Raw genomic sequence first — 8341 nt, forward strand, 5'->3', positions numbered from 1 at the left:
CCCCGACGGGTGTCGCCCGTCGGGTGACGTCGCGCGGGGTGCCGTCCAGCCTACCCGGGCCCCCGGGGGTGGGTCAGAGCATCCAGCGCTGGGCCGGGTCGCTGACGTTGCAGTTCGCCATCGAGGTGTACTGGCCGACGCCGTTGCCCCGGAGGCACTGCCCGGTGGCCGCGTTGCGGACCAGGTACCAGCCGCGGTCCTCGTCGGTCAGCCGCCACTTCTGGTCGGCCGGCATCCAGTCCCCGGCCGGCTGGTTGAGCCCGTCCCAGCCCCCGGGGGTGTCCCAGAGCCGGACGGAGCCCGAACCGGTGTCCAGGTCGACGACCTTGCCGCCGCTGCCGTGCGAGATGGCGGTGGTGCCGTCGCAGTAGCCCCAGACGAACCAGGACTGGGCGGAGGACCAGTCGTTGGACGAGTAGACGCCGATCCGCTGGCCGTTGGCCTCGTTGTTCTGCGGCAGGTCGAGGACGCCGGCGGCGCCGTTGTAGATCTTCGCGGGGCTGTGCAGGGAGGGCGACAGCTCGCAGCCGGCCTGCGCGGACGACGCGGCCTGCGCGGCCGGCGCACCGGCCACGACCGCCCCCGCGACGGCCGCGACGGCGCCGAGCGAGGCGAGGACCCTGCGGGTGCGGCCGGTGGTTCCCGTGGTGGTTCTCATCGGTGTTCTCCTTCTGGTGTGGTGGACGGGCCCGGCGTCAGCCGCGCGGGACCCGGAGCGCGGCCCACTGCTTGGGGCCGGGGATGCCGTCGGCGTCCGGACCGGAGTCGCCGAGCTTGTGCTGCCAGTTGCGGAAGGACTCGCGGTCGGCGTCGGACCACTCGGGGCCGGGGCCCTCGGCGTAGGCCGAGCAGCCCTCGGCGACGAGGCGCTCGCCCATCCGCGTGACGACGTCGCTGTGCCGGCCGTCGTGGAAGAAGTCGGCGCCGGGGAAGGGCTCGAAGCCGTCCCCGCCGGCGTCGCCCGCCGGGCCGGAGTCGCCGGCCGGGGCGCCGCCGGACGCCGCGCCGCCGCTCGGACTGTCGTCCGCGGAGGCCTCCTGCCCGAAGTAGATCGCCCCGGGCCGGTCCTTCCACTCCGGGTCGGCGAGGACCACGCCGCCGGCGAAGTCCGGGATGCCGTAGCCGTGGACCCAGTCCGAGCGGCGGTCACGGGTCTTCATGTAGACGCCGTCGCCCTCGGAGCTGCCGCCGTCGTTGGTGTTCCCCTCGACGGTGGTGATGGTGGAGCCGGTGTAGGCGATGCAGATGCCGGTGTGGCTGCCGCCGCCGGGCCCGAAGAAGACCTGGCCGCCGATCACCGGGTACTCGGTGAAGCGGCCGCGCTCCGTGAACCAGGCGACGCCCTCCGCGCAGGAGGCGCTGACCGGGAAGAGGCCGGCGTTGCCGGACTCCTGGGCGCACCAGGCGACGAAGGTGGCGCACCAGGCCTCGCCCTGGGACCACTCCAGGCCGGAGACGGCGGGCGAGAACTTCTGGACGTTGTTCCAGTGCCCGCCGCTGCGGCCCTCGTGGTAGCCGACCTCGTCTCGGGCGACGCGGATCAGGTCCGCCGCGTTCGAGGACATGGGTGTGGACTCCTTGTTGCTCGATGCTCGAAAGGTGCCGGTCGGGGTCTCAGACCTTGGCGAAGGTCTGGACGTAGCGGCCCCAGTTGCCGCGCTGGCGCGGGGCGTAGCCGACGCCGAGGCGGTTGTAGGTGGGGTTGAGGATGTTGTCCCGGTGGTGCGGGCTGTTCATCCACATCTGCATCGCCTCTCCCACGCTGTTGCCCGGGGTGACGTTCTCGGCGGCGGCCACGTTGGTGAGGCCGGCGTCCCGGATGCGGTCCCAGGGGGAGCTGCCGTCGGTGCCGTCGTGCTGGGTGAGGTCGTGCGAGGCCATGTCGTTGGCGTGGCGCTGGGCGGCCGAGCCGAGGCGGTCGTCCAGGAGCAGTGCCGGGGCGCCGACCCGGCCGCGCTCGGCGTTGACGGCGTTCAGCATCTCGGTGCGGAAGTCACCGCCGCCCCCCGGCTGGGGCTGCGGCTGCGGCTGGGGCTGCGGTCGGCCCGCGCCGCCCGCGCCGCCCGCGCCGCCGGCGCCGGCCGGGACGAGCTGCCACCGCTGCGCCGGGTTGCCGTCGTCCTGCCGGCCCAGCGTGAGCGGGGAGCCGGGGGCGGCGGCGGTGAGGAACAGCGCGCCCTCGTCGGCGCGGGTGGTGCGGATGCGGACCCAGTCGTTGTCGACGGGCTCGAAGCACCAGTGCTGGTTGGGCTGGTTGTGCTCGTTGAACAGCCAGGCCTGGCCGATGGAGTAGTTGTAGTCCATGACCATGGCCTGGCCGGGGGCGTGCCGCCCGGTGGTCAGCTGGGTCTCCAGGAGGAAGCTGCCGTTCTCCTTGGACCAGAAGGTCCAGCCCTGTGCGGCGGTGCCGTTGGCGCCCCAGGACTGGACGGCGGTGCCGGCGGCGGTCTGGCTGGAACGGACGTCGGCGACGGTTCCGTTGGCGGACCTGAGGGTGAGGGTCTGGCCGTGCTGCGGGAGGGTGGGCATGGGTTGCGCCTCTCGTCTGTGGTGTCGCCCCGGGCCGCGTTCGCGGTGGCCCGGGGCCTGACGAGGAGGACGTTCCAGGATCGCGGCAGACGGGCGGTCAACGCGCGTAGCAGCAGCGCGCGTTGATGCCGCGTCTACTGCGCCAGCAGCCCCCTGACCTGCGCGGCCTCCTCCGACAGCCCCAGCCGCTCGTACACCTCCAGGGAGTCCGCCAGGCAGGCCCGGGCCTGGCGCGGGCGGCCGAGGCCGGTGAGCGCGGTGCCGAGGGTGCGCAGCAGGCCGGCCTCCAGTGCGGCACTGGTGCGGCGGGCGAGCGGGAGGACGGCCTCGGCGGAGTCGACGGCGAGCAGCCAGCGGCCGGCCTCGGCGTGGATGCGGGCGGCGAGGTCGCCGGCCGCGGCCGCGAACACGGTGACCTGGAGCTCGGTGAACTCCTCGCGGGCACCGACGGCGTGGTCCAGCGCCGCCTCCGGGTCGCCGCACAGCCGCAGCACCCGGGCGAGGTAGTAGCGGCCGATCGCCGCGGAGACCGGCCCGGAGGCGCTCATCAGGCGGGCGCTGCGTTCGGCGGCGTCCCGGGCTTCGTCGAGGCGCCCGGTCTGGGCGGCGCTGAACGCGAACTCGCCGAGCGCGCTGCCCTCCGCGCGCTGGGCGCCGAGGTGGTGGAACAGGCCGGCGGCGCGGCCGGCGTGTTCGGCGGCCTCCGCGTACCGGCCGTGCGTCCGGGCGTTGCTGCCGAGGGTGACCAGGGCCTTGGCGAGCACGCGTTCGGTCCGCTCGTCCCCGTCCGACAGGGCGACGGCCCGGCCGATCTCCTCCTCGGACTCGGCGTAGCGGTTGATGTGCCAGAGCATGCTGCCGCGCAGGTAGCGGGCGAGGGCGAGCGGCCCGTGCTCGCCCCGGGCGGCCGCTTGCCGGGCGATGGCTCCGGCGAGGTCGACGATGACGGTGGTCTGGGTGCGTTCCGGCAGCACGGCGCCCATCCGGTCGGCGAGTTCGGCGGCCCGGTCGAGCGGCAGGGCCGGATCGGCGCAGCCGAGCGCGATGACGGCGGCGTGCACCTCGGCCTGGTCGCGCATCCACTGCACGGCTTCCGGGCCGTCGGCGATCGGCCGGCCGGGAACGGCCACGGGTGCGCCGAGCAGGCTGAGCTCGGCGGGCTCGGCCTTGCGGGCGGCGAGGTCGGCGTTGCGGGCGGTGGCGAGGCAGAAGTCGAGCAGCCGGTCGGTGGCGGCGGTCCGTTCGGCGGCGCTCTCCTCGGCGGCGAGCCGGCCGCGGGCGTAGGCGCGGACGAGGTCGTGGAAGCCGTAGCGGCCGAACCGGGGGGAGTGCAGCAGGTTCAGGTCGACGAGCTCTTCGAGGAGCCGGTCGGCCTCGTCCTCGTCGCGGCCGAGCAGGGCGGCGGCGCAGGGCAGCGGGAGGTCGGGGGCGTCGGGCAGCGACAGCAGGCGGAAGGCGCGGGCGAGTTCGGGTGCCAGGCGACGGTAGGACAGCGCGAAGGTGGCTTCCAGGGTCCGTTCGCCGTCGCTGAGTTGGGCCAGCCGGTGTTCGTGGCGCAGGCCTTCGGCGAGCGCCGCGAGGGTGAGCGCGGGGTCGGTGGCGAGCCGGGAGGCGGCGATCCGGACGGCGAGCGGGAGCAGCCCGCAGGCCCGGACGACCTCCTCGGCGGCCGCGGGTTCGGCGGCGACGCGTTCGGCGCCGACGATGCGGGTGAGCAGTTCCAGGGCCCGTTCCGGCGGCAGGGTGTCCAGGCGCAACTGGTGCGCCCCGGCGAGACCGGCCAGCCGGTGGCGGCTGGTGATGAGCACGGCGCAGCCGGCCGAGCCGGGCAGCAGCGGTTCGACGTGGGCGGAATCGGCGGCGTTGTCGAGGACGACCAGGACGCGTCGCCCGGCCAGCGCCGAGCGGTAGAGCGCGCTGCGTTCGCCGGTGTCCGGCGGGACGTCCGCGGGGTCGACGCCCAGGACGCGCAGGAATCCGGCGAGGACCTTTCCCGGGTCGGGCGGGGTGCGGTCCTCGCCGCGCAGGTCGGCGAAGAGCTGCCCGTCGGGGAACCGCGCACGGATCTGCCGGGCGACGTGCACGGCGAGCGTGGTCTTGCCGACGCCGCCCATGCCGTCCAGGGCGGAGACCACGACGGCGCGTCCGCCGGCCGCGGAGAGCTGGTCCGCGAGGGTCTCCACCTCGTCGTCGCGTCCGGTGAAGTCGGGCAGGTCGCAGGGCAGCTGGTTGGGCGCCTGCCAGGCGTCGGTGGCGGCTTCGGACGCGGCCCCGGCGGGCAGCAGGGTGGCGTCCTCGCGCAGGATGCGCAGCTGCACCTCGGCGGGGCCCGGTGCGTCCGGCGGCAGTGACGGGCGGGCGTCCTCGTACACGGCGAGCGCCTCGGCCTTGCGGCCGGACTGGTAGAGGGCGCGCATCAGGACGGCGGTGAGCCGGGGGCGTCCGGGGTGCTCCAGGGCGAGTGCCTCGGCCTCCGCCGTCAGGTCGGTGCGGTCGCCGAGTTCGGCGTCCAGCTCCAGCCGGGTCTCCCTGGCCGAGATCCGCTGCTCGGCGAGCCGGGCCCGGACGGCGTCGGCGTGCGGCCCGGGCAATCCGGCGAGCGGCTCGCCGACCCACAGCTGCTGGGCGCGCCGCAGCACCTCGCGGACCTCCCGCGGCGGTGCGTCCGCCGCCCGCAGCCGTTCGGCTTCGGCCAGCAGCGCCTCCCAGGCGGCCGCGTCCACCGCGGCCCCGGGCACCCGCAGCGCGTAGCCGTCGCCGACCCGGACCAGTGGCGGCCGGTCCGGGTCGGCGTCGCTGTACGGCCGGAACGCGCTGCGCAGCCGGGATACGGCGAGCTGGACGGCCTTGCGCGGGTCGGCGGGCGCAGCCGCCCCGCCCCACACCCCTTCGACCAGGACCGGGACCGCCACGGTCCGCCCGGCGGCGGCCAGCAGCACGGCGAGCACGGCCCGCTGCTGCGGTCTGCCCAGTTCCAGTTCCTGTTCCCCGTACCAGGCCCGGAGCGGCCCCAGCAGTCCGAACCGCAGTCCGGATCCCCCCATGTCGTCCATGTCCCGTCCCGAGAGTCGTCCCTGCGCCGTGATTCCGCCACTTCCGTCCGGACAGCGGCGCCCCCATACCCCGGCGGCCTATGCTCTGTCACAGATTGTGCACCGGATTCCGAGCTTCGAGGGGTGGGCTGTGCGGCTCGAATTCCGCGTGCTGGGGCCGTTGGGCGCCACGTGCGACGGCCGCGAGGTGGACCTCGGCCGGCCGCAGCAGCGGGCCGTGCTGGCCGCTTTGCTGCTCGCCCCCGGGCAGCTGGTGCCGACGGACCGGCTGGTGGAGGGCCTGTGGGGCGAGGACGACACCTGCTGGCCGAAGGATCCGGTGGGGCAGATCGGCACCCATGCGCACCGGTTGCGGCGGGCGCTCGGCGCTCCCGAGCTGCTGGTGGCGGCCGCGGGCGGGTACCGGCTGGCGGTGCCGCGGGAGGCGGTGGACCTCTTCCGTTACGAGGGCGCGACGGCGGAGGCCGTTGCGCTGCGTCACGAGGATCCGGCCCGGGCACGGGAGTTGCTGGTGGCGGCGCTCGCGACGTGGGAGGGCGACCGCGCGTTGGACGGCGTGCCCGGGGCGTTCGCGGAGCGGACGCGGGAACGGCTGTCGGCCGGCCGTTTCGCCCTGGTGAAGACGCTGTTCGACCTGGAGGTGGCCCTCGGGCGGCACGCCGACGTGGTGGAGTCGCTGGCCGTACTGGCGGCTGCGCACCCGCAGGACGAGGAGGTCCACCGGCTGCACCTGCTGGCGCTGCACCGCTGCGGCCGCACGGCGGAGGCGCTGGCGGTGTACGAGGCGCTGCGGGAACGGTTGGACCGGGAGCTGGGGCTCGAACCGGCGCCGGTGGTGGTCGAACTGGCCGAGCGGATCCGGCGTGGGGAGGCCCCGATGTCGCTGCGGCGGCTGCCGAGGCCCGGCCAGCTCCCGCCGGACATCCCCGATCTGGTCGGCCGGGCCGGCCTGGCGGGGCAGGCCCAACAGGTCCTCCGCACGGCCGGCGGTTCGCCGGTGGTGGCGCTGTCGGGCCCGGCGGGCTGCGGGACGTCGGCGCTGGCCGTGCACGTCGCGCACGGCGTCCAGGACGCTTTCCCGGACGGGCAGCTGTACGCGGGCGGGGGAGACCCCGGCACGATCCTCGCGGCCTTCCTGCGGGCCCTGGGGGAGCGGCCCGCCGGCTGCGCCCCGGTCGGCGAGCTGACCGCGCACTACCGGGCGGCGCTCGCCGGGCGGCGGGTGCTGGTGGTGCTCGACGGGGCGGCCGACCCCACACCGCTGCTGCCCGCCGTACCGGGGTGCGCGGCCGTGGTGACGGGGGCGGACCCCGAGGTGCTGCCCGCCGAGGCGGTCCGACTGGCGGTCGGACCGCTGGAACCGCACGACGCCCACGAGCTGCTGGCGCGGATCGTGGGCGTGGAGCGGATCAGCCGGGAGCCGGCTGCGGCGGTGGAGCTGGCCGGCCTCTGCGGGCACCTGCCCGTCCTGCTGCGGACGGCGGCGACACGGCTCGCGGCCCGGCCCTGGTGGTCGGTGGCGGACCTGGTGAGGTGGCTCGCCGAACGGGGATGAGGGCCTTCTAGTACGGGTCCGAGGAGCCCAGCCGGAGGGTGAGCTGGTTCATGTAGTAGTTGGTGCTGCCGGCGCCCATGTTGATGTGGAGACCGCCGCCGCTGTGCACTTCGAGGGAGGCCGTGCCGGGCCCGGTCTTGTACACGTCGTTGGCCCAGCAGCGCTTGCCGGCCCGATCGTAGACGACGAGGTTCCCGTCGCCCTGCATGATCGTCCTGTCGCCGCAGCCGACGGTGTGGCTGGACCACGGGGCCGTGACCGCACCGGAAGGGTCGGTGACGTACATGACGAGGTTCCCGTCGTCCTGCATGACCAGCCGGGTGTCGCCGGCGCTGAGCTGGTAACCCTTGTAGAGGATCCCCGGCTCCGGCATCTGCACCGCTTGGTAGTCGCCGATCGCCGCGGTCGCGTTTCCTGCTCCCACCAGCACCCCGGCCAGCGCCAGCCCGCTGGTCGCCGCCCCGATCGCCAGCCGCTGCAGTGTCTTCGTCGCCTTCATGTCCCCGCTACCTCTCTCGAACGGGGGCGCCCGCCATCGTGTCGGGCACCCTGCGGGGACGATCCTGGTGGGAGGCGATAGACAAACGATGAACGCCGCGTTGAGGCGCGAGCGGCCGGCGCTCCGGCGGGGCGTCGGCGGGGCGCCGGCGGGGCGCCGGCGGGACGCCGCCGGGACGCCGAGCGCGGATCCGGCCGCCTCGGGACCGGGCGCGGGGTGGGGTTCTGGGTGGGGCCTGGGTGGGGCCTGGCAGGGGCGTTTGGCCTGAGCGCGAAGGAGGAGTACTGTTCTCTAGTCGCTCGGCAGGGAGCACCGGACACGCAACAGCGCGGACGGTCCCGGGGCGGCCAATCCCTTGAAACACCACTTCCCAGGTTCGGGCTGGGTTGCGTTCGCATTTCCGCGTCGCGGCTCGGCATGTATTTGGTGTGTCGTTTTATCGGATTGCGGCCGATTCGCTTTTCGGAGCACTGATCGGCTAGAGTTTGAAACGTCGGACAGGGCGTCAAGCCCCGGAAGACACCGGCAAGTCGGATGAACGAAGCCCCGGAAACGGAGCGGAAAACATCTGATAAGCTGGAAACACGAGAGAACGAAGCCCGGAGGGTCTGCTGGAAGGCGGTCCGAAGGAAGCGTCCGTTCCTTGAGAACTCAACAGCGTGCCAAAAGTCAACGCCAGATATGTTGACATCCCCGGCCTCAGAT

6 protein-coding genes are annotated in these 8341 nt (G+C 74.5%); 1 reads left to right on the forward strand and 5 read right to left on the reverse strand.

Annotation, left to right across the window (positions count from 1 at the left end):
* Window positions 1-73: 73 nt before the first annotated feature.
* The 4 genes from ABT048_RS31490 to ABT048_RS31505 form a co-directional block, all read right to left on the reverse strand.
* On the reverse strand, window positions 74-658 hold the full coding sequence (locus ABT048_RS31490; protein ID WP_350524955.1) for an RICIN domain-containing protein: 585 nt from the start codon (window positions 656-658) through the stop codon (window positions 74-76).
* A 37-nt stretch (window positions 659-695) separates the two neighbouring features.
* Entirely contained in the window at window positions 696-1565 is an 870-nt protein-coding gene (locus ABT048_RS31495; RefSeq protein WP_350524956.1) for a peptidoglycan-binding protein, read from the reverse strand.
* A gap of 49 nt (window positions 1566-1614) precedes the next feature.
* Window positions 1615-2529 (reverse strand): CAP domain-containing protein, encoded by a 915-nt coding sequence (locus ABT048_RS31500; protein ID WP_350524957.1) that lies wholly within the window; start codon window positions 2527-2529, stop codon window positions 1615-1617.
* Between the two features lie 134 nt (window positions 2530-2663).
* Window positions 2664-5582, reverse strand: coding sequence for an AfsR/SARP family transcriptional regulator (locus ABT048_RS31505; protein WP_350524958.1), 2919 nt, complete (start codon window positions 5580-5582; stop codon window positions 2664-2666).
* A gap of 130 nt (window positions 5583-5712) precedes the next feature.
* Here ABT048_RS31505 and ABT048_RS31510 point away from each other — a divergent pair, with 130 nt between their 5' ends.
* The gene (locus ABT048_RS31510) at window positions 5713-7137 is read left to right on the forward strand and encodes an AfsR/SARP family transcriptional regulator (RefSeq protein WP_350524959.1); all 1425 of its coding nucleotides are present in this window, start codon (window positions 5713-5715) and stop codon (window positions 7135-7137) included.
* Window positions 7138-7144: 7 nt separating this feature from the next.
* On the opposite strand, the gene ABT048_RS31515 is transcribed toward ABT048_RS31510, so the two are convergent.
* On the reverse strand, window positions 7145-7636 hold the full coding sequence (locus tag ABT048_RS31515; protein WP_350524960.1) for a hypothetical protein: 492 nt from the start codon (window positions 7634-7636) through the stop codon (window positions 7145-7147).
* Window positions 7637-8341: the final 705 nt, after the last annotated feature.

Origin of the sequence: Kitasatospora sp. NPDC096140, from assembly GCF_040303045.1 — a bacterium.
Classification (GTDB): Bacteria; Actinomycetota; Actinomycetes; order Streptomycetales; family Streptomycetaceae; genus Kitasatospora.